Source organism: Anaerostipes hominis (ex Lee et al. 2021), from assembly GCF_002270485.1.
Classification (GTDB): Bacteria; Bacillota; Clostridia; order Lachnospirales; family Lachnospiraceae; genus Anaerostipes; species Anaerostipes hominis.
This window is the reverse complement of record NZ_NQOG01000001.1, coordinates 135,776-162,246: the sequence shown is the minus strand read 5'-3', so window position 1 is coordinate 162,246 and position 26,471 is coordinate 135,776. Positions and strand designations below refer to the sequence as shown.

The window sequence follows — 26,471 nt, the reverse complement described above, 5'->3', positions numbered from 1 at the left end:
TTGAAAGAAAGCAGAGTCAGTGAAAAATACATGCCAAAGCGACGTTATCTCGATTATCCGATGCTTTTTATCGTGATGTTTCTCGTTGGATTCGGCCTGATTATGATCTTTAGTACAAGTTCATATAAGAGTACGCTGAACTTCGGGAATCCATATCACTGGCTGATCAGGCAGTGTTTTGCAGTTGGAGTAGGAGCGGTCTTTATGGCAGCACTCACATGGTTTGACTACAGGATTCTCAACGCAAAGGTCATTGCCTATGGTTGCTACGGCCTCAGCGTAGCACTTTTGATCATCGTACTATTTATCGGTGCCGCTAAAAAAGGAGCTGTGCGCTGGATTTCCATCGGAGGATTCCAGTTCCAGCCTTCCGAAGTCGCAAAAATTTTCCTTGTGATCTATCTGGCATACATATTATCACAGAATGCCCATCGGATGCGTACCATGGCTGCTGCTGTGAAAGTCATCATACGATGTCTGCCGATCATCGGCCTGGTTGCCTATCAGAACCTCAGTACGGCTATCGTTCTGACAGCAATGGTAGGGGTTATGATTTTTGTGGTAAGTCCGAAAACCAAAGAACTTCTGGGGATTGCCCTTTCGGGTGTCGCCGGTTTAGTGCTTTACCTAACGTTTTCCAACAGTTACCGGAATGAACGTGTGGCGATATGGAAAAATCCAGAGACACACCCAAAAGGACTTCAGACGATGCAGGCACTGTACGCCATAGGTTCCGGAGGCCTGTTTGGGAAGGGCCTGGGCCAGAGTATGCAGAAGATGGGCTTCATACCGGAATCCCACAATGATATGATCTTTTCGATCATCTGTGAGGAGCTGGGCTTATTCGGAGCTGTCTGCCTGATCCTTCTGTTTATGCTTTTAATATGGAGAATGCTTCTGATCGCCATGAATTCGGATGATCTGTTCGGGTCCCTGATCGTGGTCGGGTTTATGATTCATATCGGAGTGCAGGTATTTATCAACATTGCAGTTGTAACAAATACGATCCCTCCGACCGGTATCCCTCTGCCGTTTATCAGTTACGGCGGAACTTCGATCCTGGTGGTTATGGCGGAGATGGGGCTGGTCTTATCGGTATCCAGGAAAATACGCATGTAGAGGAACTGATTATGGATAAAAATGAAAAGATAATTACAATCAGTCAGGCCAAAAAGCAGCAGAAGGGCCCTGGGAATAAGAAAAAAATTATCGGCTGCATTGCCGGCCTGCTGCTTATTCTCTGTATTATTTTATTTGCAGTATTCCAGACGAAAAAGATTGTCATAAAAGGGAACAGCCATTACACAGAGGGTGAGATAGAGGCCGCACTGAAGAAAAATACATACACGGGCAACGGGCTGATTCTGTTTCTGAGAAATAAGATTGCACCTGTAAAGACGCTTCCGTTCGTAGACTCTGTAACGATAACTCTCCAGGGAACTGATCGGGTGACGGTGCAGGTCAATGAAAAAAAAAGGGCCGGGTGTCTGAATTATAACGGGAAATATGTTTATTTCGACAAGGAAGGATATGTGCTGGAAATTTATGAGAAGCACTATGATGATGTGCCGTTGGTCACAGGGCTGAATTATAAAAAAATTGCACTCGGTGAAAAAATACCGGAGAAGAAGGCCAGCGTATTTGAGCAGATACTAAAAATTACCATGGCCATCGACAAGTATGAACTTCCGGTAAGCCAGATCCATTTCAATGCAGAGGGGCAAGCCCTCCTGATCAGCGGAGATTTAACGATTAATCTGTGGAACAGCCAGGAGCTGGACTTGAAACTTACAGAGCTTACGGGAATCCTTCCGAAGATGAAAGGAAAGAAGGGAACCATCTCGATGAAATATTTTACAAAGGACAATCCAATTGCGATTTTCAAGAAGAAAAAGTAGTTGAAAGTTTAACAGAAAAACTGTATCATGTAAGAAGATAACATGAAAAATAGTATGGATGAGTATAAGAAAATTTGAGATAGAGATTGAAGGAGGAGCATCGTGGTCGAGATTATGCCGAATGTAGAAAGCACACAAGCCAGAATTTTAGTCATTGGAGTCGGGGGAGCCGGCAACAATGCAGTTAACCGCATGGTTGACGAAAATATACAGGGAGTGGAACTTGTAGGAATCAACACGGACAGGCAGGCCCTGTCTTTATGCAAGTGCTCTACGAAGATCCAGATAGGAGAAAAGCTGACCAAAGGTCTCGGTGCCGGTGCAAAACCAGAGATCGGAGAGGCCGCGGTGGAAGAAAATCGAGATGAGATCACTCAGCTGGTACAGGGTGCCGATATGGTCTTTGTCACCTGCGGTATGGGCGGCGGAACAGGTACTGGAGCAGCGCCCGTGATTGCCGAGATTTCAAAGTCTCTTGGGATTCTGACCGTCGGTGTTGTCACAAAGCCCTTTACCTTTGAAGGAAAGCCCAGAATGAACAATGCTGTCGCGGGAGTGGCGCGTCTTCAGGATCAGGTAGACACGATGATCGTAATCCCGAACGACAAGCTGCTTCAGATCTGCGAGAAGAAAACAACCATTCCGGACGCCCTTAAAAAAGCTGATGAAGTGCTTCAGCAGGGTGTTCAGGGAATTACCGATATGATCTACAATCCCGGACTCATTAATGTTGACTTTGCAGATATCCAGACGGTTATGCGCGACAAGGGTATCGCACACATCGGTATGGGTGTTGCGGATGAGGAACTGGAAGCAATTAAGGCAGCCATGGAAAGCCCGCTCCTGGAGACTACGGTTTCCGGAGCTACCGATATCATCGTCAACTTCTCAGGAGATGTGGGTATGCTGGAGGCACAGCAGGCAGTAGAGTACTTGAAGGATACTGCGGGACAAGAAGTCAACGTTATCTTCGGTACTGTCAACTCTGATATGGGTGACCAGATCAGCGCAACCATCGTTGCCACGGGAATCCAGTCTGAGGCAGGAGCCAGAGGAGCAGGATTTAAGAAGAAAAGCATCACACCTCCTCCCGTTTTTTCTGGACAGCCCATTTACAGCAGCCAGCCGAAAAGTGAGCCGGCCGAAACATCAGAATCTACATATGGGAGCAAAGAACAGGAGACTGCCAGTGTAGAGGACCATGATTCAAAAATCGTGATTCCGGAGTTTTTATTAAAGAGCAGAAGAAAATAAAATATACGTGGGACAAGCCCGTATCTTGCCGTAAGGCAGGATACGGGTTTTTTTGTAGAATTAACGTAGCTGTCACTTCTCTTTTTTGACAAAGTACGTGCGCCTCTTTCTTTATAATAAGCTTATGTTTTTTTTGATGATGTTTTTGGAACAGTGGCTGGTCCTTCTGGGGCTGCTGCTTATTTTAAGAAGTTCGCTGAAATCACAGAGTTCTGTCTGGCGTATCCTGCTGGCATCAGCGGCCGGAAGCGGACTCGGGTGTCTGACGGCATGGGCGGCGGAAGGAAATCAGGCAGTCCAGCTTGGATTTCTCGCGGCAAGCATCGGAGCGACCTCTTGGCTTGCATTTCCGCTCTCTCTAAGGAAAAGTCTGATATGTTCCGGATATTTATTTGCACTCTCGGCCTTGCTGGGCGGACTGTGGAGCTTCGTTAAATACCGTTTATCCATCCATATCTGGATTTTCGGCTGTTTTGCGGCGTTTCTCCTCTTGGCTTTTTTGTACTGTGCGGTCTGGGAAAATATCAGGAGCCAGAAAGATTCTTTATACCAGGTATCATTTGAACTCCTCGGCAAGACGGTCAGAGTCACTGCTTATTTGGATACGGGGAATTTTTTATACGAACCGATAGAGAAGATCCCGGTCTCCGTCATGGAGGAACAGGCGCTGGATCCATATTTAGATGAGTCATTAACCACTTTAATAGAAAAACATAAGCTAAAAGATATAAGAATGATCCCGTACAGGACGGTTGGCAGGGAAGACGGCCTGATGATGGGGATTCTTGTAGCTAATATCAGGATCAAGAATAGCAGCCAGACATGGATGGCAGAAAGAGGATTGATAGGACTGTCAGAGAGCCCGCTTTCCCGGGACGGCCACTATCAGTTATTGCTCCATCCGGATCTGGTCAGATAAGGTAATGGGAGGTTGTACAGTGCTGAAACTTAATGTGACATGCCAAAAGAGGACATTTTTAGCGAAAGGAAAAGAAATTCACTATATAGGGGGTGCAGAAATTCTGCCGGCTCCTCTGGAAGCAAAGGAAGAGGAGAAGATGATACATAAGCTCGGGACAGCGGAGGAACCGGAAGCAAGGGCAAAGTTAATTGAGAGAAATCTCCGTCTGGTAGTATATATAGCAAAGAAATTTGACAATACAGGGATCGGTGTTGAAGATTTGATCTCCATTGGAACGATCGGACTGATCAAAGCCATCAACACATTCAATCCGGCCAAAAAGATCAAGCTTGCTACATACGCTTCCAGATGCATTGAGAATGAAATCCTGATGTATTTGAGAAGAAATAATAAGACGAAGATGGAAGTGTCCATCGATGAACCACTGAACGTGGATTGGGACGGAAATGAACTTCTGCTTTCGGATATCCTCGGAACAGACGAGGATATTATTTACAGGGACCTGGAGCATGAGGTGGACAGGAAGCTTTTGCTGAATGCCATGAAAATCCTCTCTGACCGGGAGAGAAATATCATTGAGCTGAGATTCGGCATTAACCAGAAGGACGGGGAGGAGAAAACACAGAAAGAGGTTGCCGATTTAATGGGAATCTCCCAGTCTTACATATCCAGATTGGAAAAGAAGATTATTAAAAGATTAAAGAGAGAGATGTCCCGGATGGGATGTGTCTGATCAGTGTAAGAGAGAAAGCCGCATGGGAAAAATCCTGATGCGGTTTTTTCATTTCATAGGAAAGTTCTACGACCTTGTGTTACACGAATACAGATGGAAAAATTTCCTTTGTAATCGGGCTTTGAAAATGAGGGGAATAATGTTATACTACTGATAAAGTGAAAAGGAGAAGACAAGTGAGAGTAAAGGGGATAAAGAATAAACTTGCAGTATTTGTTTCAGTAATCGTATTGGCTACTGGATTTTTTTACGTCAGCTGTGCTTCTGTTTTTGCAGAAGAAAAAAGTGCGGAAGAAAATGATCCGGCCAACAGTTGGCGGTTCAAAGATGGAAAACCGGTAAAACAGCAGGAGCCAATAGGTCCATCCATATCAGCCAGAGGAGCCAGAGCAGTTTCAAATGCATGGAAAAATGTAAACGGAGTGTTTTTGAATTCTTTGGGAGATCCAATTCCAAATGCCACTGCAAAGGGAATTGATGTGAGCAAATGGAACGGCAAAATTGACTGGAATAAAGTCAAAGCAGACGGAATTGACTATGCGATTATAAGAGTTGGATATGGTGAAAATTTAAAGAGCCAGGACGATCCCACATGGGCATATAATTCATCTGAATGTGAGAGAATTGGGATGCCTTATGGAGTTTACATATATTCGTATGCAACTAATACGACGAAAGCAAAAAGTGAAGCAGAACATGTGATACGCCTGGTCAAGGGTAAGAAGCTTTCCTATCCGATTTATTATGATATGGAAGATGAGGAATTTCAGGGAGGATTGTCAAATCAGAAACTTGGAGAAATTGCCGATACTTTTATAAAGACACTGGGCAGTGCAGGTTATAAGAATGTCGGTGTTTATGCAAATAAATACTGGTTTACTTCACGGCTGACAAGCAGTGTATTTGATAAATATCCAAGATGGGTTGCACAGTATAATTACCGCTGTGATTATACTGGAAATTATCATATGTGGCAGAGTACAGATTCAGGAAAGGTCAGTGGAATCGGTACAAATGCAGATCTGAATTTTAAAATAGGCTCATGGAACGTCAATGCACTGCAAACGGCGGCTGTCTCCTCGGTGAAGCTGAATAAGACAAGCCTGAAGCTCATAAACGGTTCTTCCTATACATTGAAGAAATCAATCGCGCCATCCAATGCTTCCAATAAAACTGTGACATGGACCAGTTCCAATAAAAAAGTGGCAGCTGTCTCTTCCGCGGGAAAAATTACTGCAAAGGGCGTGGGGAAAGCAACGATCACAGCGAAGACATCCAACGGGAAAAAGCAGTCTGCAAAGTTACTGTCCGGCCCAAGACAAACAAGATTATAAAGCTTAAAAAATCCGGAAAGAAAAGTATTAAGATTACCTGGTCTAAGGTCAGCGGGACTACAAAATATCAGATTTATATGTCCGGGAAAAAGTCCTCCGGATTTAAAAGAATTGCAACCGTATCTGCAAAAAAAGTATCTTATACAAAAGGCAAGCTAAAAAAGAAGAAAAGATATTATTTTAAAATCAGATCGTATCAGACCATAAAGAAAAAGAAAATTTACAGTAAATTTTCCAAAGTAAAATCTCTCAAACGGTGATCTAAAGATATTCCTCTTGTAAAAATGGCTGCTTTAGTGTAGATTAGCCTTACAGTCATTAAACATCAGGAGGATAAAGATATGATAATTGCATTGATCGCACATGACAAGAAAAAAGACGAGATGGTGGAATTTGCAAAGAAGTATAAAGAGACATTAGCAAAATATGACTTGGTCGCAACCGGCACAACCGGAAAACGGGTAGAGGAAGCCACAGGACTTCCGGTGAAGAAATATCTTTCAGGACCGTACGGCGGAGACCAGCAGCTGGGAGGCAGGATTGCAGAGGGAAAGATCGGACTGGTCGTTTTTTTCCGGGACCCACTGACCGCACAGCCTCATGAGCCTGACGTGTCTGCACTGCTTCGTGTCTGTGATGTGCACAAGGTACCGGCAGTCACCAATACTGCGGCTGCAGAACTGATGATTCAGATGTTTTAGCTGTCAGGACTGAGTATTTTGACTTGAAAAATGACAGATCATAGTGTATATTTATTTTGAAAGCTGTGCGACTGGCGGATAGTGGAGAAACCACGGGGAGCACGGCAGCAGAAATGCCGGCCGCCTGGGCAACTTTTATTCAGTATGCCCAGGCGGCCTCTTTTATTACATTGAAAAGGTCTGCGAACCTTTCGTATGGAATAAAAACCTCTCCGCAAAGCTGCACACAGATACAAAAGGAGGATGCAAGGCAATGAAGATGTTGTCATTAGAAAACGAGTTAAAAGGGAATTCATATCCTGGAAGAGGAATTGTGATCGGAAAATCACCAAACGGGGCCTATGCAGTGACTGCATATTTTATCATGGGAAGAAGCGGGAACAGCAGAAACCGTGTGTTTATCGAGGATGGAAAAGGCATCCGGACACAGGCTTTTGATCCATCAAAACTGAGTGACCCGAGCCTTATCATCTATGCTCCGGTTAAGGTACTTGGAAATAAGACGATCGTGACCAACGGAGACCAGACGGATACAATCTACGAACTCATGGATAAACAGCAGACATTTGAACAGGCATTGAGGACGAGAGAGTTTGAGCCGGATGCACCGAATTATACTCCGCGTATTTCAGGCATTATGCATGTGGAAAACGGAACCTACAACTATGCAATGTCTATTTTAAAGAGTAATAACGGCAATCCGGATGCATGCAACCGCTATACATTTGCCTATGAGAATCCGGTAAGCGGAGAGGGACATTTTATCCACACCTATATGCAGGACGGAGATCCGCTTCCAAGTTTTGAGGGAGAGCCTAAATTAATCGGTTTAGACGATGATATTGATGCGTTTACAAACCGTGTATGGGAAAGTCTGAATGAGGACAACAAAGTATCTCTGTTTGTGCGTTATATCGATATCAAAACAGGAGAATATGAAACAAGGATCGTGAACAAGAATCAATAGGAGGAGACCATGAAGGAATTAGAGTTAAAATACGGATGCAATCCAAACCAGAAGCCGTCAAGAATTTACATGGAAGACGGTGAACTGCCGATCAAAGTGTTAAGCGGTAAACCGGGATATATTAATTTCCTTGATGCATTAAACGGCTGGCAGCTGGTGAAGGAACTGAAAAAGGCGACCGGTCTTCCGGCGGCAGCTTCCTTTAAACACGTTTCTCCCGCTGGCGCGGCGGTAGGTCTTCCGATGACCGATGTGGAAAAGAAGATTTACTGGGTAGATGACATGGATATGGAATTTACTCCTCTTGCCAATGCGTATGCCAGGGCGAGAGGTGCCGACCGCATGTCTTCTTTTGGAGATTTCATTTCACTTTCCGATGTGTGTGATGCGGCAACGGCCAAGATTATAAAAAGAGAGGTGTCTGACGGAGTGATTGCTCCGGGATACGACGCAGACGCACTTGAAATTTTAAAAGAAAAGAAAAAGGGAAACTACAATGTGATCGAGATCGATCCGGATTATGTGCCGGCTCCGGTAGAGCGCAAAGAAGTGTTTGGTGTTACCTTTGAACAGGGCAGAAATGAACTGAACATTGATAAGGATTTCTTTAACGATATCGTGACGGAGAATAAGGAACTGCCTGATTCTGCCAAAATCGATCTGGCGATTGCAATGATTACATTAAAGTATACCCAGTCTAATTCAGTATGCTACGCAAAGGATGGACAGGCGATCGGCATCGGTGCGGGACAGCAGTCCAGAATTCATTGTACCCGTCTGGCAGGACAGAAAGCCGACAACTGGTATCTGCGTCAGGCTCCGAAAGTCATGGGACTTGAGTTCGTGGACGGCATCCGCCGTGCGGACCGTGACAATGCCATTGACCTGTATATCGGGGACGACTATATGGATGTTCTGGCCGACGGAGCATGGGAAACTATTTTTAAAGTAAAACCGGAAGTGTTCACAAGAGAAGAAAAGCGTGAATGGCTGGATCAGATGACGGGTGTGGCACTTGGATCAGATGCATTTTTCCCGTTTGGCGATAATATCGAACGGGCACACAAAAGCGGCGTTTCTTATGTGGCTGAGCCGGGTGGCTCTATCAGAGACGACCATGTCATTGCAACATGCAATAAATATAATATGGTGATGTGTTTTACGGGAATCCGTTTATTCCATCACTAAAGTATAGCAGGAAGGAGAGGAACCACAATGGTTTTTCTCCTTTCTTAAGCTTATGAATGCGTCTGACAGTAGATGAGGATTGCTTTGGAAACAAATTTGGCGGTTCCTTCTCCACCGGCACGGTCTATAGACTTTTTCATTCTGTCATCACAGGTTCGGAGGCCGGATCTTTGTTTATGAGACGGCCGAATTCCGCAAAGTTTGCCATAAACTTTGTATTCATGACCTTCCAGTCCTCCTCTGTATAATCCTGTGTCTTTTGTTCATCTTCGCAGAAAGCATCGGTACCGCCCCAGCTTTTTCTGGCCTCGGATTTATAGCTTTCCAGCGTTTCTTCGTTCAATGTCTGATAATTCAATGATTTCACTCCTAACATTTGAATTACAAGAGCGAAGTCGATCAGATGTTCCAGCCGGTCCTTTTTGATCCTCAAAAGCTGTATCTGCTGATCTAATGCTTTTTGTCGGTCAAAATCCGAACGGTCCAGGATCTCTCTGATGTCTTTTAAAGAGAATTCAAGTTCACGGAACAGTAAAATATGCTGAAGGCGTTCCAATGCCCGGGTGACGTACAGCCCGTATCCAGCCTCTGTGACACGGTCGGGACATAAAAGTCCGATCTCGTCATAATAGTCGAAAGTGCGCACACTGACACCGGTTAATCTGCTTACTTCTCTTACTGTTTTCATCCTGGTCTCCTCCTGGTAAATATAGAATAGCCTATCACGCCGCGTGAGAGTCAAGAAATAAAATAGATTACAGGAACTCTGTCATGTGTTTGCGGTACCAGAGTGGCATCATGGTTCTCTGACAGCGGGGATTTTTTCTGGCTTCTACGCCGATAGTCTCGAAAAATACTTTCCAGAGGTCTGTGTAAATATCCGAAATTTCAGAGGTCTTCAGCCGGTTTAACTCATCCTCTGAGAGGGTGGTCATATAGTAGTCCTGATCACAGGGATGGACGACGGCAGTCCATCGGTTATCGTCGATAATCATCCAGTTTTCGGAGGGCATGCGGTCCGTAAACTGGGGAGCCAGGATGGTCAGGACATCACACTTGGGTTCAATATGGGAGATAAGAACATGGTCTATTTCGGAAAAACGCAGAAATTCCCGGAACAGATGGGCTTCATTTAGGACTTTCCGGTCCAGTTCAAACAGATTCATTACAGCAGGCTCCTGCAGCATATTTACAACGGAAGGCCCATAGTGAAAACCATAGATCAGGAACCGGTAGATTATATCCAGTTTTTCTTCCTGAAAAGACATGGCAGCGCGGTATACCATCTGGTAAGCGCGAAAAGAAATCTTTTTTTGTATGGAACGGATGACACTGGCGGTCTGATTGGGATCGTGATCTACATGACGGTAATCACAGAACAGTTCGAGATTCCCTATGGGTTCGGTTTTGAGGCGGATATTTTTGTGGCCTAAGCGGGATGCCCAGGCAGTGTATATACAGGACATCATGTCTTCAAAAGTATCTTTGCAGGTAAAAATTATCATATATTTTTCTCCATTAAAATCAGCCGGCTCTGAAGAGGCCTCCGGACTTATATCTGGCCGCTCAGAGACTTACAGGTGTCCTCGGCTGAGGGGCTCGATGAAAAATTCTGATCGTCAAACAGGGACAGCTGTTCATATGTCTGGGGATGGTCGATCTCCCAGGACTTTTTGTAATCCTCTCCGATCAGCTGGCGGGTGATGAAGTTCTCCTCGATTGGGATATGAAACATCATCTTTCCGTTACAGGTGATAAAGTATTTTGCACGTTTCAGGACGACACCGATCTTTTTTAGATTTTCAAATGTCAGGGAGCGCTGTCTGCGGCTCTTGACAATACGGTAGGCGGATTTGGTCCCGATGCCGGGAACCCTTAAAAGTTCCGCGTAGCCTGCACGGTTGATCTCCACAGGGAAAAGCTCCAGATGCCGCAGTGCCCAGTCGCACTTGGGGTCCAGCATGATATTGAAGTTGGGCCTGTCAGTACTCAGCAGTTCCTCTGCGTGAAAGCCGTAAAACCTTAACAGCCAGTCGGCCTGATACAGCCGGTGTTCCCTGAGAAGCGGAGGCGCCGTATCCAGGGAGGGAAGGCGGGAATCTTCATTGAGCGGGACATAGGCTGAGAAGAAGACACGTTTCAGATCAAACTTCTGGTACAGCTGCTGGGTAACGGAAAGGAGCTGAAGGTCATTCTCTGCGGTGGCTCCGACAATCATCTGAGTGCTCTGCCCGGCGGGGACAAACGGTGCGGGCTTGTCCTTGGCGGGCGGCAGGAAAGAGTTCGATGCCAGCTGTCTGTGCTCCTCGATGCGGCCGGACCGGACATCGTCGAAGATCGTGTGCTTTAAATTGCGGTTGCCGCCAAAGCGTTCCATCATAGGGTCCTTGCCGATGGACAGACGATGGTCTGCGATGCCGGAGCGGATCTGCTCCATGGGCTTTAAGATCGTTTTCTGTGTCTTGTGAGGAGCCAGATCTTTTAATCCTTCCGGCGTGGGCAGTTCCAGATTAATGCTGACGCGGTCCGCGAGATACCCGAGGGTTTCCAGCAGTTCTTCCGGCGCACCGGGGATGGCTTTCACATGGATGTAGCCGTTGAAATGATACTGGTTTCTTAACATAGACAGTGTCCGGCACATGAGCTCCATCGTATAGGAAGGGCTCTTTACCACACCGGAGCTTAAAAACAGCCCTTCGATGTAGTTGCGGCGGTAAAACTCTATGACTAAGCGGCAGACTTCCTCAGGGGTAAACGTGGTGCGCACCCGGTCGTTGGATGAGCGGTTTAAGCAGTACTTGCAGTCGTAGATACATTCATTACTCTGAAGTATCTTTAAAAGGGAGACACAGCGGCCGTCGGATGCAAAGCTGTGGCAGATGCCTGCGGCCACTCCGTTGCCCAGTTTTCCCTTTTCACCTCTGCGGTCGGCTCCGCTGGACGTGCAGGCTACGTCGTACTTGGCTGCATCTGCAAGAATTGTTAACTTCTCCTGCAATGACAGGGAAGGGCTGAAAGTTTCCATAATTCACCTCACGATATCGAATGTTTGTTCTTTTATTCTAGCACAGCGTCATACGAAAAGCAAGGAGGAAAAGAACAAAAGTTCGAATGAAAAGCAGTTGCGGCAATACGCTGATAAATGGTATCATTATACTTAACGGAAAAACAGTACAGAAGGATGAGGGGGTTGTATGAATCATAAAAATAAAACGATTCTCGGCAAGGCAGCGTTGTTCGGTTCTGCACTGATATGGGGCAGTTCCTTTTTTATTATGAAAAATACCATTGCCAATGTCCCGGAAAATTTTCTGCTGGGGATAAGATTTTTAGCGGGGGCATTGCTTTTGTGTATCTTTTTTCATAAGAAACTCGGAAAGATAGATAAAAGTTACTTTAAGACAGGATTTGTGCTGGGAGGATTCTGGTTTTGGGCTTACTGGTTCCAGACAGAAGGACTGTATCACACGACGCCCGGAAAGAATGCATTTTTAACAGCTATTTACTGTGTGGCAGTACCTTTCGTCACATGGATATGGCAGAAGAAAAAGCCTACAAAACAAAACTTCCTGGCCGCACTGATCTGTATCACAGGGATCGGGCTGATTTCGCTGAACGGAAATCTGACCATTGGCATCGGTGACGGACTGACTCTGGCGGGAGGCCTTTTATTCTCCCTCCATATCACATATCTTGGTATGAAAAGCGGCCAGAAAGATCCGGTACTGCTCACAATCGTACAGTTTTTGTTTGCAGGACTCTGGGGAGCCGGACTGTCCGTATTGACCGAAGACATCGGCACCATTCATTGGACGGCCGGACAGGCAGGCAGCCTGGCTTATCTGGTCATCATGTGTACTGCTGTGGCAGTAACCTTTCAGAGTGTGGGGCAGAGCCGGGTGAGTTCGTCCTCCGCATCCCTGATCCTGAGTCTGGAGTCCGTGTTCGGTGTGCTCTTCAGTGTGATTTTTTATGGAGAAAAGGCGACGGTTAAGATCCTGATCGGTTTTGTGCTGGTGATGACGGCGATTTTGATCTCTGAGACGGATTTGGGCAGAAAGCCCGGGCGCAGTCTCTATTGGAGAAGACAGGTTGATGAATAAAAGAATTATTAAATGTGGTATAATTTATCATGAACAGAGAAAAATTTTCCGTCTGTGCGCACGGCGGATCAAGTATAAAATAAGGAGCAAATTTCGGAGGCTATGATGAAGAATTATGAATTGGTAAAAGAAGAACAGATCAAAGAGCTGAATGGGACCGGATATGTGTACCGTCACAAAAAGACAGGGGCCAGGGTTGTGGTGATTTCCAACGAAGATGACAACAAGGTATTCCAGATTGGATTTAAGACACCGCCAAAAGATGATACCGGAGTTCCTCATATCATGGAACACTCTGTACTCTGCGGCTCCAGGGAGTTTCCATTAAAAGACCCGTTTGTGGAACTGGTCAAGGGGTCCCTTAACACATTTTTGAATGCAATGACATACTCTGACAAAACGGTATATCCGGTGGCAAGCTGCAATGACAAAGACTTTTTTAACCTGATGCATGTGTATTTAGATGCAGTATTTTACCCGAATATCTATACGAAACCGGAAATCTTAAAACAGGAGGGATGGCATCACTCTCTCGAATCAGAAGATGCGCCCGTGATCTACAACGGCGTCGTTTACAACGAAATGAAGGGTGTGTTCTCATCCCCGGACCAGCAGCTGGCGCGTCTGATCCAGAAGTCTCTGCTCTCCGACACTCCGTACGGGTTTGAATCCGGAGGCGACCCGGAAGCGATCCCTGAACTCAGCTATGAGCAGTTTTTGGATTTCCACAGGACTTATTACCATCCGTCCAACAGCTATATTTATCTGTACGGGGATATGGATGCGGAAAAGTACCTGACATTCATAGACGAACATTATCTGTCTGATTTTGAAAAGAAGCAGGTGGACACATCATGGAAGCCCCAGGAAGCTTTTAAAGAAGTAAAGAGAGTAGAGGCAGTATATCCAGTCAGCGAACAGGATGAGATACAGAACAAAACGTTTCTCTCCTATAACGCAGTCATAGGAACAAGTCTTGACAAAGAACTGTATATCGCATTCCAGATTCTTGACAGGGCACTGTTCTCCATGCAGGGCGCGCCGGTGAAAAAGGCTCTGATGGAAGCCGGGATCGGCAAGGACATCAGCAGTTCTTACGACAATGGCATCGAACAGCCTGTATTTTCTGTGGTGGCCCAGGAGGCAGACGAGGCAAAAGAGGCAGATTTTGTGCGCATCATCGAGGAGACCCTGCGTAAGATTTCCAAGGAGGGAATTCAGAGACGCAGCCTGGAATCTGCGCTGAATTATTATGAGTTTCAATATAAAGAGGCCAATTTCGGCAGATTTCCAAAGGGACTGATGTATGGGTTACAGATGTACGACAGCTGGCTCTATGACGATGATGAGCCGTTTATGCATATCAAGACCAACGATGTGTTTGAGTTTTTGAGAAAACAGCTGGACGGCAGCTATTTTACCGATCTGATCAAAACCTATATGCTGTCCAATACACATAAATCCATTGTGGTGCTGAAGCCGGAAAAGGGCCTTCAGAGCCGGAAGGACCAGAAGACGGCGCAGCAGCTGAAAGAATTCAAAGAAAGTCTTTCAAAAGAAGAGATCAGGCAGCTTATTCAGGCTACAAAAGAGCTGAAAGAATATCAGGAGGCGGTGACTCCGAAAGAGGACCTTGAAAAGATTCCGCTTTTGGATATTAAAGATATTAAAAGAGAGATCCGGCCTCTCTGCAATGAAGAAGTATCGGTGGACGGAGTAAAGGTCATATGGCATCCATATTTTACAAACGGCATCTGCTATCTGAAGATCGTATTCGATATGTCGAAGGTCCCGGCAAGGCTTGTGCCTTATGTGTCTCTCATGTCAGAAGTATTCCGTAGCGTAGATACGCAAAAACACAGCTATTTTGAACTCGGAAATGAGATCGGTATAGAGACCGGAGGCATGGTGACGACGATGGACGTTCTGCCGGCTGGTGCCGAAGGAGTGAAAAGTTATTTTGTCATCAGGACAAAGTGTTTTTATGAAAATGCAGAAAAGGCATTTGAACTTATGGAAGAGATCCTGTTTGAGAGCAAACTGGACGACAGGAAACGTCTGAAAGAGATCATCGGGCAGATCTACACCAATATGAAGACGGATCTTACCCAGGCCGGACATAAAACGGCATCCAACCGTGCCATGTCCTATTTCTCTCCTTATGCAAGGTATAAAGAGCAGATCCAGGGCGTTTCCATGTTTGAGTTTGTAAAAGACTGGTATGAATCCTTTGAACAGGAGAGCAGCAGGATCACAGACAGTATGAAAGAGGCATGCAGGTATATTTTCCGAAAGGAAAATATGATGGTGAGCTACACAGGAAAAGAAAAAGAACCGTCCTTTATGGAGGATGCGGTGCGTAAATTCACAGCACGCATGTTTACCGGCGAATTGGCCAAAGAGGAGACAAAGATCCTGCCGGAGAAAAAGGAAGAAGGATTTGCTACGGCCGGCGGTGTCCAGTATGTCGCATGCGCAGGAAATTTTGCAGAACAGGGTTATGAATATACGGGAGCTTTAAATGTTCTCCAGGTAATCTTTTCCTATGAATATCTCTGGCTTAATATCCGTGTAAAGGGCGGAGCCTACGGATGCATGTGCAGTTTCATGCCTCAGGGAGACAGTATGTTTGTATCCTATCGGGACCCGAATCTCTTAGAAACTTACCAAGTCTATGAGAGTGCGGCTGATTTTGTGGAGCATTTCGATATCGATGACCGTGACATGGTAAAATATATCATCGGAACGATCAGCAACATGGATACTCCGCTGGAGCCGGATGATCTGGGAGAGAGAAGCTTCCAGGCTTATCTTCTAGGAAGGACAGAAGAAGAACTTCAGAAGTACAGAGACCAGGTGCTGTCCTGCAGTCAGGAGACGATCCGTTCGCTGGCACCGTATGTGCGCTGTGTAGTGGATGCGGGAAATAACTGCACCATAGGAAATGAAGATAAACTGAGAGAAGCTAAGGATAAATTTAAAGAAATCAAACACGTATTTTAGGAAGGAATTTTATGAACACAGGAATGAAATCGGGATTTGTGACACTGATCGGCAGGCCAAATGTTGGGAAATCTACTCTGATGAACCAACTGATCGGACAAAAGATCGCGATCACCTCGAAAAAGCCCCAGACAACCAGGAACAGAATCCAGACAGTATTCACCGACGACAGGGGGCAGATTGTATTTTTGGATACTCCGGGGATCAACAGGGCAAAGAACAAGCTCGGCGACTATATGCTGAAAGTCGCCGAGAGGACTCTTAACGAAGTGGATCTTATTTTATGGCTGGTGGAGCCGACCACCTTTATCGGAGGCGGAGAGCGCTATATCATTGAACAGCTGGGCAAAGTAAAGACCCCGGTTATCCTGGTGATCAACAAGACAGACACGGTGAAAGACGAGGAGATTTTAAAAGCGATCACCACATACAAAGACGTATGTGAGTTTGCAGAGATCATACCGGTTTCCGCACTGAAGGGACAGAACACGGACGATGTCATAGACAGTATTTTTAAATACCTTCCGGAGGGGCCGATGTTTTTTGACGAAGATACGGTCACGGACCAGCCGGAGCGGCAGATCTGTGCGGAGCTGATCAGAGAAAAGGCACTGCGTCTTCTGGACCAGGAAATTCCCCATGGGATTGCGGTAGTCATTGATTCCATGAAAGAGAGAAGGCACGGACATATCATTGATATCGATGCGACGATCGTGTGCGAGAGAGATTCCCATAAAGGGATCATCATCGGAAAACAGGGCAGTATGTTAAAGAAGATAGGTAGCCAGGCACGGATAGAGATGGAAAACCTTTTGGATATCAAAGTGAATCTTCAGCTCTGGGTGAAAGTCAAAAAGGACTGGCGTGACAGTGACATGCTTCTCAAAAACTACGGGTACAACAAGAAAGAAGTATAAAATGGGTCAGGAGATCAAAGTAACCGGTCTGGTATTAAACGCCGGAAATATCGGAGAATTTGATAAGAGAGTCACGCTTCTCACAAAAGAGCGGGGAAGGATCACGGCGTTTGCAAGAGGGGCGAAAAAAGCCACCAGTCCATATGCCGCGGCCTGTCAGCCTTTGACATTCGGAGAGTTTTCCCTGTATGAAGGAAGGAGCTCCTTTAATCTTATGTGGGCGGATGTAGGCCATTATTTTGAAGGCATCAAGGAGGAGCTTCTTCTGGTCTCCTACGGCAGTTATTTTTGTGAATTTGCATCTTATCTTACAAGGGAAAACAATGATGAAAAAGAGATCCTGAAACTCCTTTACCTGAGTCTCAGGGCGCTTGAAAAAAAGACCATAGATCCGAAGCTCATACGCAGGGTGTACGAGATAAAACTCATGGCTCTCTACGGACAGGGAATGGAAGTCTTTTGCTGTACACAGTGCGGCAGCATAGAGGAGCTCAGTTACTTTGACAGCGGTGCGGGAGGGATTCTCTGCTCAAACTGCAGGAAATCCGGAGGAAGAGCGGTACATATATCCGGATCTGCGGTATATACGCTTCAGTTTATTTTAAGCAGTCCCCCGGAGAAGCTGTATACGTTCAGAGTTTCGAAGGAAGTTCTGAAGGAACTTGAGTCTGTCAGCGAGTCATTTTTAAAACAGTATGTCAGCCATCATTTCAAGTCGCTGGATTTTTTGGAACTGCTTTGACTTTTTTAGCATATCTCTTGAAAAAAGAGGGGTTACACGCTACAATAGAACAGATTATAGGAAATGAAGAAACGGTGAGGTAGAAACAATATGGAATTAACAATGGAGAAAATCGTAAATTTAGCAAAGGCCAGAGGTTTTGTGTACAGCGGATCTGAGATTTACGGCGGATTGGCAAATACATGGGATTACGGAAATCTTGGCGTGGAGCTTAAAAACAATGTAAAGAAAGCATGGTGGAAGAAATTTATTCAGGAAAGCCCGTACAATGTAGGTGTGGACTGCGCCATCCTGATGAATCCCCAGACCTGGGTTGCTTCCGGACATCTCGGCGGGTTTTCTGACCCTCTGATGGACTGTAAAGAGTGCCACGAACGTTTCCGCGCAGATAAGATTATCGAAGATTATATGGATGAACACGGCATGGAGATTGAGGGCGGCTCTGTGGATGGATGGACCAAAGAAGAGATGGTGGATTTTATCAATGATCACGACATCGTATGCCCGTCCTGCGGCAAGAAGAATTTTACGGATATCCGTGAATTCAACCTGATGTTCAAGACGTTCCAGGGTGTGACCGAGGATGCGAAAAATACAGTTTACCTGCGTCCCGAGACGGCTCAGGGTATTTTCGTAAACTTCAAAAATGTGCAGAGGACATCCAGAAAGAAGATCCCGTTCGGCATCGGACAGGTAGGGAAATCTTTCAGAAATGAGATTACTCCCGGAAACTTTACATTCCGTACAAGAGAGTTTGAACAAATGGAGCTGGAATTTTTCTGCGAGCCGGATACAGATCTTGAATGGTTTGCTTACTGGAAAGAATTCTGCATTAACTGGTTAAAGACACTTGGCATCACCGATGATCAGATGAGAGTCCGTGACCATGGAAAAGAAGAACTGTCTTTCTACTCCAAGGCAACTTCAGATATCGAATTTTTATTCCCATTCGGATGGGGAGAGCTGTGGGGCATAGCGGACCGTACAGACTATGATCTGACACAGCATCAGAATACTTCAGGGGAAGATTTGACCTACTTTGACGATGAAAAGAAAGAGCGCTACATTCCATATGTAATCGAGCCGTCTCTTGGAGCCGACCGTGTGACTCTTGCGTTCTTATGCGCCGCTTATGACGAAGAAGAACTGGAAGGCGGAGATAAACGTACCGTCCTTCATTTCCACCCGGCTATTGCACCGGTGAAGATCGGAGTGCTTCCGCTGTCCAAGAAATTGAGCGGGGGGGCAGGCAAGGTTTATGAGATGCTTGCAAAATACTACAACTGTGAGTATGATGAGCGCGGAAATATCGGAAAGAGATACAGAAGACAGGATGAGATCGGTACACCGTTCTGTGTGACATATGATTTCGACTCTGAAGAAGACGGCGCTGTGACCGTCAGAGACCGTGACACTATGGAACAGGAACGGGTGAAGATCGAAGATCTGAAAGAATATTTTGAAAAGAAGTTTGACTATTAAAATCTAACGTTTGAACCGGCCGGGCAGTTATCCGGCCGGTTTTTTATTTCATAGGAAAGTTCTATGACCTTCCCTATGAAATAAAAACGCTCCGCGGGTTGTGCACAGATGCGTAAGGAAATTATTTGCCTGCGGCAAATTGCATCTGGCACGCAAAGTTGTCAAGCCCCTCAAAGAGTGAGGGGTTGGGGCGTTGAAGTGGGCTTGCCCACTTTGTTCAATTACAAAGCTTTTTAATATGCCAGTCGTTCACTGCTTTCTTCCAGATAAATGATCCCGCAATAGGAAAATCCGTTTTTTCTGAGCAGACTCTTTATGACCCTGTTATCACGGTGAGTATCGATCCTTATTCCCTGATAGATATGTTCATAAGAATAGTCTCGTCCTGTTTCATAAAGAGTCTGACATCAGAATAGAGTGCCATAAATTCGGCTTTGTGTATTTTTTGGTGCAGACAAATCAGGGAGGATGAATTTATAATTTGAGATGCAGTCAGGCTAAAGTGTTCCCGGAGTTGCGCAAGGCCGCGGGTCACGGCGCCTTTGCCGGGGCCGCCACAAACCGGAATCTGGAAGAGATGGTGAAGCAGAAAAGTTTCCGGGAAGATTTATATTATCGTCTTATGGTGTTTCCAATCCATATACCGCCCCTCAGAGAGCGCAGGAAAGATATTGAATCCCTGGCACTGCTGTTTCTTGGGAAACTGAACAAAAAGTATGGTTTCAAGAAATCCTTTTCTTTCGAGACACTGGAATTCTTGAAAGAGTACCGCCGGCCCGGAAAGCATACCGGTGGATCTGAGAGAAAAAAGAAGGGTAAAAAGGGACAGAAATCCGCATATTGATCTTAAGACTTATGGCAGCGTCAGAGAAGCCGCAGCGAGCCTTGGAATGACAGCGCCTACCTTTGTAAGAAAACGAAAGCAATATATAGAGAAATTGTGATCTTTTTATTATCCTAAGAAATTTGTAATATTTTCTGCATAGTTTTATCATACTTTTCTGGTATACTAAATCATATCAGGCAACAGGAAGGGAGAAACTATGAGGAAATTGGTATTTAATAAAAAGTTTTTGGCTGCAGTGGGGATCGTCCTTGCAGTGGGCGGATGCTTTTTTGTAAAGGGAAGGATGAATACAAAAGCTGCGGATGACAGCATTTTTGTTCAGAATATGAGTGTCCAATACAAACAGTGCGAGGGAACATCCAAAGAGATTCTGGAAGAAGATATTGACGAACATATCTCAGAGGAGATCATGGCGCTGGAGGAGAAGGGACATACCTACGAGATCGGTGAGGCTTTATCTGCCAAAGACAGTGAGTTTATCCCGGTGATCAAACAGATCAACGATGAGACTGCATATGAGGCCATCGGCGGAATCACAGTGAAAAATAAGAACTATGTAGTAAAGGTAAAATCGGCTCAGAAGATTACCGAGGAAGATGTGGAAAACGCACTGGAGGCGGTAAAGGACCAGTTGAACTAAATAAGATACCAAAGTTTTATACGAAGCACAGAGGAAAAGCTTTTTAGCCGGCCGGGCAGTATTTCTCTGTGCTTTGTTTTGTTGCCCGTATTCAGGCACATATGTTATGATAAAATAAAATCAGCAGGAGGAGATTATATGATTTTAATTAAAAACGGAAGAGTCATGGACCCGGAAACCGGATTTGATAAAGTGACCGATCTTGTTCTTTCCGATGGAAAGATTAAAAGTATAGGAAATACAGAAACAGCTAATTATGAACAGATCATAGACGCAGAAGGCATGGTCGTGGCTCCTGGTCTGATCGATGTCCATGTGCATTTCAGAGACCCTGGATTTACACACAAAGAAGATATGCAGACAGGAAGCCGGGCGGCCCTTCACGGAGGTGTCACCACAGTGGTTTGTATGGCAAATACAAAGCCTGTGGTGGACAGTACAGAGATACTGGATGACATTTTGAAACGGGCACAGAAGCTGCCGATCCGGCTTGTCCAGACTGCGGCGGTATCCAAAGGTTTTAAAGGGAAAGAACTCGTGGACATGGAAGAACTGAAAGCCCACGGGGCACTGGGATTTACAGATGACGGTCTTCCGCTCATGGATGAAGAGATCGTCCGCAAGGCTATGGAGACTGCGGCAAAACTTGATGTTCCGGTCAGCCTTCACGAGGAAGATCCGAAATATATTAAGCGTCCGGGAGTCAATGCCGGAAAGGTTGCCGAACAGCTTGAGTACGGAGGGGCTTCCGATGAAGCGGAGTCGGTGATGGTGGAAAGAGACTGCCGGCTGGCGCTGGAGACCGGGGCATCTGTGGATATACAGCATATCAGTTCTGCCAAAGCCGTTGATTTTGTGAGAGATGCCAGGGCAAAAGGCGCTCGTGTGACGGCGGAGGCGTCGCCCCATCATTTTACTTTGACGGAAGAGGACGTTCTCATCTACGGTTCCCTGGCCAAGATGAATCCGCCTCTCAGGACGGAAAAAGACAGGGAGAGGATCATCGAGGGACTGAAGGAAGGCACTATAGAGATCATCGCCACAGACCATGCGCCTCACTCTGAGGAAGAAAAGGCAGCAGGCCTTGCAAAGGCACCGAGCGGTATTACCGGACTGGAAACTTCTCTGGGACTTGGAATTACAAAACTGGTAAAGGAAGGACACCTCACTTTGATGGAACTCCTGGAAAAAATGACGGTTAATCCCGCAAAGCTTTATCACCTGGAACAGGGAAGGATACAGGAGGGCAAACCGGCAGATTTGGTTCTGTTCAGGGAGGACGAGGAGTATATTGTAGAGAAGTTTTATTCCAAGGCCTCAAACTCACCGTTTAAAGGCTGGAAGCTCTACGGGAAAATTTATTATACTATTTGCAGAGGCGCTGTTTACAACATTTCCGGGGATTAAAAACTTCATGAGAATGTCATATTTCTGAGATATCTGCATGATATAATTAAGACATAATATTTAGGTTAAGCCGCTTCCACAGGGCAGTTACGGAGGAGGTGTGTCTTATGAAAAGATGCAGTATCTGTTTTACCAGTATCATTTTATCCGTTGTTTTAGGTGCCCGGCTCATTGGTTTTCCGATTTCTGTTTCAGCCGGTGACAGGAAGAATGCAGCCAACGTGTCAATAGGCCGCATGGGTTCCGATGTACGGGGAGGCAAAGGCGCCAAAGCTTCCGGGATGGATAAGGATATCATGGAAGCGGGCCGGTTCACCAGCATGAACGAGGCTTCCATGTATATGATGTACGGAGACGGCATGTATACTTTTACCCAGTCTTATCTGAGAGACCACAGCGACAGGCTGGTCGAACTCAGGGTGAAGGAAGAGGGAAGTCTGATCCTTGTATCTTTTCAGGAGGAAGACAACGCACAGATGCCGTCTCTCCTGGATAGGCAGAAGAGGCCTGCAGGGCAGCGGATACCGGACGGGGCCGTGAAACTTAAGGCAGAACCGGGAACCTATTATGTGAGGCTGCCGAAAGACTTTACCACGGTTTTTATCGCACCGTTTGTCATCAAAGATAACCCGCGTAAGCTATCCAATGAGATATCCTACATTCAGAGCGGGCAGGGAAGATATACATATCACTCCTTTACCATGGGAAAACGGGGAACTGCTGATATCACGGCATCCCCGATCGTGAAACAGAAAACTCCGGTTGTATTTTACGTCCAGAGAAGAGAAGGCCGACGCTGGAAAAATATCGGACGGCAGCAGAAGTCTTATTTTACCAGTGATACAGGCACGGTTGTCTATGGACTGAAGAAGGGAACCTACCGGATTGCAGCAAGAGCAGGTACAGAACAGGGATATTCGCTCTGTGTGATCAAGACATTTATCCCGGCAAAGTATAAGACGAAGAAAAAGAAAGCGAAGACGTTAAAAAGATTTCGGGAACAGTATGATTTGTATACAGTGACAGAAAAAGCGTCCAGATGGTACCGAATTTCAGTTCCGAAGAAGCGGAAAAAGATATTTATGGAAGCAGAAACTTATATGAACTCCGGAAAGATCAGGTTTACCGTTTACAAAAAAGGCAGGAAAAAGCCTGTAAAATCCCTGTCTTTATCGGGAGAAAAGGTTAAAACATTTAGTTTTAAGAGCAGCAAAGGTACCTATTATATAAAGGTCATGAAATCAGGAAAACAGGCAAACGGGTCTTACTGGCTGTATCAGTATTGATCTGAGAATGAGAAGTAAAAAGGAAGAATCTATGTGTTGATGCATAGGTTCTTTTTTTGTTTCATAGGAAAGTTCTTTGACCTTCCCTATGAAACAAAAACGCTCCGCGGGTTGTGCACAGATGCGTGAGGAAATCATTTGCCCTTGGCAAATCGCATCTGGCACGCAAAGTTGTCAAGCCCTCAAAGATTGAGGTGTTGGGGAGCTGAAGTGGGTTTGCCCACTTTGTTTTCTTCACAAAAGTAAAATACCGATAAGTATTCTGTGAAGTTTTACTCAGATTTAACATAACCTGTCTTTTGAATTTTACATTGGACGAGTAAGATATGACTTGTAGCGATGAAAAGCCAAAAGGAGATTATTATGAGAAAGATGAGGAAAAGAATTTTAAGTGTTCTACTGACAGCAGTGGCAGCGACAACTTTACTGGCAGGCTGCGGAGGCAAAGACGAAGGTAAAAAAGCAGCAGGAGAAGATATCACCGTTGTATCCAGAGAAGACGGGTCTGGGACAAGAGGAGCGTTTATTGAGTTATTTGGAATAGAAGAAAAAGATAGTGACGGAAATAAGATAGATAACACGACAACGGAAGCAATGATCACCAATTCCACTTCCGTTATGATGACAACCATAGCTGAAAATGAGGCGGCGATCGGCTACATATCTTTAGGGTCCTTAAATGATACAGTGAAGGCTCTGAAGATTGACGGAGCAGAGCCGAGTACAGAAAACGTAAAAAATAAGACTTATAAGATCGTGCGTCCGTTCAACATTGTGACAAATGAGAAGAAACTGAATTCCCAGGCTAAAGATTTTATCAAGTTTATTATGAGCAAAGAAGGTCAGAAAGTAGTTGCGGACAACGGTTATATTACGGTCGATGACAAAGCTGCGTCATACAAAGCCTCCGGGGCAAAAGGCAAGATCGTCGTGGCAGGATCATCATCTGTTACCCCGGTCATGGAAAAGTTAAAAGAAGCTTATACGTCACTTAACAAAGATGTAAAGATCGAAGTTCAGCAGAGTGATTCTACAACAGGAGTGACTTCCACAGTTGACGGAGTCTGCGACATCGGGATGGCATCCAGAGAACTTGCCGACAGTGAAGTGAAAAAGGGCGTAAAGCCGACAGTCATAGCACAGGATGGAATTGCAGTGATCGTAAACAAGAAAAACGATGTATCCGAGCTTAAAAGTGACCAGATAAAAGGTATTTTTACAGGTGAAGTGATTTCCTGGGACGATGTGAAATAAGGCCATATGATGCAAAAAGAGAGATAGTGGGGAAATAAAGATGAAACAGTACAAAGAAAAGATCATGAAAGGTGTATTTCTGACCGCAGCCTGTACTTCCATACTGGCAGTCATACTGATATGTGCATTCCTGTTTATGAACGGCTTACCCGCTATTGGGGAGATCGGACCGGCAAACTTTCTGGCCGGAGAGCGATGGATGCCAAAGAATGGATTCTTTGGCATCTTCCCAATGATCCTGGGAAGCCTTTATATCACGGCGGGAGCCATCATCGTAGGTGTTCCCATCGGAATATTTACGGCGGTCTTCATGGCAAAGTTCTGCAGCGGGAAGCTTTATAAAATATTAAAGCCGGCAGTGGATCTTTTAGCAGGTATTCCATCTGTGGTCTATGGTTTCTTCGGTATGGTCGTTTTGGTACCGATGGTCAGAAATATTTTCGGTGGCAACGGAAACAGTATTCTTACGGCGTCACTGCTTTTAGGGATCATGATTCTGCCGACGATTATCGGTGTTTCTGAGAGTGCCATCCGTGCAGTGCCGGACAGCTATTACGAAGGTTCACTGGCCCTGGGGGCGAGTCACGAGAGAAGTGTGTTTTTTACAGTGCTGCCGGCGGCTAAATCCGGTATTCTGGCAGGTGTCGTGTTAGGGATCGGAAGAGCCATAGGAGAGACCATGGCGGTTGTCATGGTTGCGGGAAACCAGGCCAGGATGCCGATGGAACTTTATAAGGGAGTCAGGACACTGACGGCGAATATCGTTTTGGAAATGGGTTATGCCACGGATCTGCACAGGGAAGCGCTGATCGCCACGGCTGTGGTGCTGTTTGTTTTTATCCTGCTGATCAACCTTTCTTTTTCCGCATTAAAACATAAGGAGGAATTCTGATGGAGGCGATGACGGCAAAGCCATTAAACTACATAAAACAGGTTAACAAGGTCACAACGAAACAGAGATTTTCTTCATACAAAAGAACTCCGCTCTCTCTGCTTCTGTATCTGCTCGTGTTGATATCCACGGTCTTTACGGCGGGAATTTTGATCTATCTGATCGGATATATTCTGGTACACGGGGTTCCGTATCTTACAAAAGATCTGTTTTCTTTAAAATATACATCCACCAATGTATCGCTTTTTCCGGCTATGGTCAACACGGTCAGCATGACAGCGCTTGCACTTTTATTTGCAGTGCCGCTGGGAATCTTTTCTGCAGTCTATCTTGTGGAATATGCTAAAAAAGGAAACCGGCTTGTGGGGATCGTCAGGATTACTGCGGAAACTCTTTCAGGAATTCCATCCATTGTATATGGACTGTTTGGTATGCTGTTCTTTGTGACCACATTAAAATGGGGACTGTCCATTTTATCGGGAGCTGCAACACTGGCGATTATGATTCTGCCGTCTGTGATGAGAACCAGCGAGGAGGCATTAAAATCTGTCCCGGATTCTTTCAGGGAAGGAAGCTTCGGGCTTGGAGCGGGGAAATTGAGGACTGTCTTTCAGATCGTGCTTCCGTCTGCAGTGCCAGGCATTTTGTCGGGAGTAATATTGGCAGTGGGAAGAATCGTGGGAGAGACGGCGGCACTGATGTATACGGCCGGAACAGTGGCGGAGATCCCATCCAACGTAATGGGTTCCGGGAGAACATTGTCGGTCCATATGTATGCCCTCTCCAGCGAAGGTCTGCATATTAATCAGTCTTATGCCACGGCGGTGGTCCTGCTGGTCGTAGTGATCATCATCAACGCGGTGTCGACATTTATTGCCAAGCGGATAACGAAAGGATAGAA

The 26,471-nt window shown here is 45.6% G+C and carries 24 protein-coding genes and 1 riboswitch; of the genes, 21 read left to right on the top strand and 3 right to left on the bottom strand.

Annotated elements, in window-relative coordinates:
- The 9 genes from CI597_RS00850 (at position 1) to CI597_RS00810 (ending at position 8,997) form a co-directional block, all read left to right on the top strand.
- Positions 1-1,119, top strand: a complete 1,119-nt coding sequence (locus tag CI597_RS00850; protein ID WP_024726767.1) for an FtsW/RodA/SpoVE family cell cycle protein — start codon at positions 1-3, stop codon at positions 1,117-1,119.
- An 11-nt stretch (positions 1,120-1,130) separates the two neighbouring features.
- Positions 1,131-1,898, top strand: a complete 768-nt coding sequence (locus CI597_RS00845) for a cell division protein FtsQ/DivIB (RefSeq protein WP_024726768.1) — start codon at positions 1,131-1,133, stop codon at positions 1,896-1,898.
- A 102-nt stretch (positions 1,899-2,000) separates the two neighbouring features.
- Complete coding sequence (gene ftsZ / locus CI597_RS00840) at positions 2,001-3,152, top strand: cell division protein FtsZ (RefSeq protein WP_330607000.1); 1,152 nt, start codon at positions 2,001-2,003, stop codon at positions 3,150-3,152.
- 139 nt (positions 3,153-3,291) lie between these two features.
- A complete protein-coding gene (locus tag CI597_RS00835; protein ID WP_235824524.1) occupies positions 3,292-4,071 on the top strand; it encodes a sigma-E processing peptidase SpoIIGA in 780 nt (259 codons plus the stop codon).
- Positions 4,072-4,075: 4 nt separating this feature from the next.
- A complete protein-coding gene (gene sigE, locus CI597_RS00830) occupies positions 4,076-4,807 on the top strand; it encodes an RNA polymerase sporulation sigma factor SigE (protein ID WP_034548912.1) in 732 nt (243 codons plus the stop codon).
- 176 nt (positions 4,808-4,983) lie between these two features.
- Positions 4,984-6,141 (top strand): glycoside hydrolase family 25 protein, encoded by a 1,158-nt coding sequence (locus tag CI597_RS00825; RefSeq protein ID WP_235824512.1) that lies wholly within the window; start codon positions 4,984-4,986, stop codon positions 6,139-6,141.
- Positions 6,142-6,482: 341 nt separating this feature from the next.
- Positions 6,483-6,842: a methylglyoxal synthase gene (locus CI597_RS00820; protein WP_024726772.1), complete on the top strand. Its 360-nt coding sequence runs from the start codon at positions 6,483-6,485 to the stop codon at positions 6,840-6,842.
- Between the two features lie 57 nt (positions 6,843-6,899).
- A riboswitch (ZMP/ZTP riboswitch) is annotated at positions 6,900-6,979 on the top strand.
- A 116-nt stretch (positions 6,980-7,095) separates the two neighbouring features.
- Entirely contained in the window at positions 7,096-7,809 is a 714-nt protein-coding gene (locus CI597_RS00815) for an IMP cyclohydrolase (protein WP_024726773.1), read from the top strand.
- Positions 7,810-7,818: 9 nt separating this feature from the next.
- The gene (locus CI597_RS00810; RefSeq protein WP_024726774.1) at positions 7,819-8,997 is read left to right on the top strand and encodes a phosphoribosylaminoimidazolecarboxamide formyltransferase; all 1,179 of its coding nucleotides are present in this window, start codon (positions 7,819-7,821) and stop codon (positions 8,995-8,997) included.
- Positions 8,998-9,133: 136 nt separating this feature from the next.
- Here CI597_RS00810 and CI597_RS00805 read toward each other — a convergent pair whose 3' ends face one another.
- The 3 genes from CI597_RS00805 to CI597_RS00795 form a co-directional block, all read right to left on the bottom strand.
- Positions 9,134-9,685, bottom strand: a complete 552-nt coding sequence (locus CI597_RS00805; RefSeq protein WP_328514483.1) for a MerR family transcriptional regulator — start codon at positions 9,683-9,685, stop codon at positions 9,134-9,136.
- Between the two features lie 67 nt (positions 9,686-9,752).
- Positions 9,753-10,502: a TIGR03915 family putative DNA repair protein gene (locus tag CI597_RS00800; RefSeq protein WP_024726775.1), complete on the bottom strand. Its 750-nt coding sequence runs from the start codon at positions 10,500-10,502 to the stop codon at positions 9,753-9,755.
- A gap of 47 nt (positions 10,503-10,549) precedes the next feature.
- Positions 10,550-12,022 carry a putative DNA modification/repair radical SAM protein gene (locus CI597_RS00795; RefSeq protein ID WP_024726776.1) on the bottom strand — a complete coding sequence of 491 codons (1,473 nt, stop codon included), beginning with the start codon at positions 12,020-12,022 and terminating at the stop codon, positions 10,550-10,552.
- Positions 12,023-12,191: 169 nt separating this feature from the next.
- On the opposite strand from CI597_RS00795, the gene CI597_RS00790 reads away from it, so the two are divergent.
- From CI597_RS00790 to pstA, 12 genes are all read left to right on the top strand, one after another.
- On the top strand, positions 12,192-13,100 hold the full coding sequence (locus CI597_RS00790) for a DMT family transporter (protein ID WP_024726777.1): 909 nt from the start codon (positions 12,192-12,194) through the stop codon (positions 13,098-13,100).
- A gap of 102 nt (positions 13,101-13,202) precedes the next feature.
- A complete protein-coding gene (locus CI597_RS00785; RefSeq protein WP_034548915.1) occupies positions 13,203-16,103 on the top strand; it encodes an insulinase family protein in 2,901 nt (966 codons plus the stop codon).
- A gap of 11 nt (positions 16,104-16,114) precedes the next feature.
- Positions 16,115-17,020 (top strand): GTPase Era, encoded by a 906-nt coding sequence (gene era, locus CI597_RS00780; RefSeq protein ID WP_024726779.1) that lies wholly within the window; start codon positions 16,115-16,117, stop codon positions 17,018-17,020.
- Between the two features lies 1 nt (position 17,021).
- Positions 17,022-17,762 (top strand): DNA repair protein RecO, encoded by a 741-nt coding sequence (gene recO, locus CI597_RS00775; protein ID WP_024726780.1) that lies wholly within the window; start codon positions 17,022-17,024, stop codon positions 17,760-17,762.
- A 90-nt stretch (positions 17,763-17,852) separates the two neighbouring features.
- Complete coding sequence (locus CI597_RS00770; RefSeq protein ID WP_024726781.1) at positions 17,853-19,244, top strand: glycine--tRNA ligase; 1,392 nt, start codon at positions 17,853-17,855, stop codon at positions 19,242-19,244.
- Between the two features lie 481 nt (positions 19,245-19,725).
- A complete protein-coding gene (locus CI597_RS19650; RefSeq protein WP_024726782.1) occupies positions 19,726-20,088 on the top strand; it encodes a sigma 54-interacting transcriptional regulator in 363 nt (120 codons plus the stop codon).
- Positions 20,089-20,287: 199 nt separating this feature from the next.
- Entirely contained in the window at positions 20,288-20,731 is a 444-nt protein-coding gene (locus CI597_RS00755; protein ID WP_006568076.1) for a hypothetical protein, read from the top strand.
- A gap of 138 nt (positions 20,732-20,869) precedes the next feature.
- Positions 20,870-22,138, top strand: a complete 1,269-nt coding sequence (locus tag CI597_RS00750; RefSeq protein WP_024726783.1) for a dihydroorotase — start codon at positions 20,870-20,872, stop codon at positions 22,136-22,138.
- 107 nt (positions 22,139-22,245) lie between these two features.
- Positions 22,246-23,424: a hypothetical protein gene (locus tag CI597_RS00745; RefSeq protein WP_024726784.1), complete on the top strand. Its 1,179-nt coding sequence runs from the start codon at positions 22,246-22,248 to the stop codon at positions 23,422-23,424.
- Positions 23,425-23,787: 363 nt separating this feature from the next.
- Positions 23,788-24,678, top strand: coding sequence for a substrate-binding domain-containing protein (locus CI597_RS00740; protein WP_024726785.1), 891 nt, complete (start codon positions 23,788-23,790; stop codon positions 24,676-24,678).
- Between the two features lie 40 nt (positions 24,679-24,718).
- Complete coding sequence (gene pstC / locus CI597_RS00735) at positions 24,719-25,570, top strand: phosphate ABC transporter permease subunit PstC (RefSeq protein WP_024726786.1); 852 nt, start codon at positions 24,719-24,721, stop codon at positions 25,568-25,570.
- Positions 25,570-26,469 carry a phosphate ABC transporter permease PstA gene (pstA, locus tag CI597_RS00730; protein WP_024726787.1) on the top strand — a complete coding sequence of 300 codons (900 nt, stop codon included), beginning with the start codon at positions 25,570-25,572 and terminating at the stop codon, positions 26,467-26,469. The genes pstC and pstA overlap by 1 nt, the downstream gene beginning before the upstream one ends.
- Positions 26,470-26,471 lie beyond the last annotated feature (2 nt).